This is a genomic window from Pseudomonas sp. P1.8, assembly GCF_001269805.1.
In the GTDB taxonomy this organism is placed as follows: Bacteria; Pseudomonadota; Gammaproteobacteria; order Pseudomonadales; family Pseudomonadaceae; genus Aquipseudomonas.
Map to the genome: position 1 here is coordinate 1 of NZ_LHVM01000032.1, position 1,010 is coordinate 1,010.

General features: G+C 62.8%; 1 protein-coding gene. It reads left to right on the forward strand.

All coding sequences use genetic code 11. The annotated features are described in order from the left end of the window. A partial coding sequence (locus tag AD668_RS28255) for an RND family transporter (RefSeq protein ID WP_371259853.1) occupies positions 1-1,010 on the forward strand: 1,010 nt, incomplete at both ends.

Consider the following 1,010-nt stretch of genomic DNA (forward strand, 5'->3'; position numbering starts at 1 on the left):
GGGCTTCGCGGTGCTGATGCTGATCGACATCCCGGTCATCCAGGACCTGGCGATCACCGCCAGCATCGGTGTCGCGGTGCTGATCTTCACCTCGCTGTTGCTGATGCCAGTGGCATTGTCTTACGTCGGTGTCGGCGCGAAAGCCGCCGAGCGTGCGCTGAAAATCGACAACCGCGCCGAGAAGCACAAAGGCTTCGGCAAACTGTGGGACGCGCTCGATCGCTTCACCACGGCCAAGTGGGCCACCGGCGCCGTGCTGGTCGCGGTGTTGATGGGCATCGGCGGTTTCGTGGTCAGCCTTGACCTGAAGATCGGCGATCTGGAAAGCGGGGCGCCGGAGCTGCGCGCCGACTCGCGCTACAACCGCGACAACGCCTACATCACCCAGCATTACGCGCTGTCCAGCGACCTGTTCGCGGTGATGATCAAGACCGCACCGGAAGGCTGTCTGAACTACAAGACCCTGGTGCTGGCCGATCGTCTGGCCTGGGAGCTGCAACAGTATCCGGGCGTGCAGGCGACCTCGTCGTTGGTCAACGCGGTACGCCAGATCACCGCCGGTACTTATGAAGGCAACCCCAAGCTCAACAGCATCCAGCGCAACCAGGACGTGCTCAACTACGCCGCGCAGCAAGCCTCGGTCAACTCCCCGGAGCTGTTCAACACCGACTGCTCGCTGATGCCGGTGATCGCCTTCCTCAAGGATCACAAGGCTGAAACCCTGGACGCCGTGGTGGCGATTGCCGACAAGTTCGCCAAGGAAAACAGCACCGAAGACCGCCAGTTCCTGCTCGCGGCCGGCAGCGCCGGGATCGAAGCGGCAACCAACATCGTGGTGCGCGAAGCCAACCACACCATGCTGTTGTACGTGTATGCAGCGGTGACCTTGTTCTGCCTGATCACCTTCCGCAGCTGGCGCGCCACGCTGGTGGCCCTGTTGCCGCTGGTGCTGACCTCGATCCTCTGCGAAGCCTTGATGGTGGCCATGGGCATCGGCGTGAAAGTCGCGA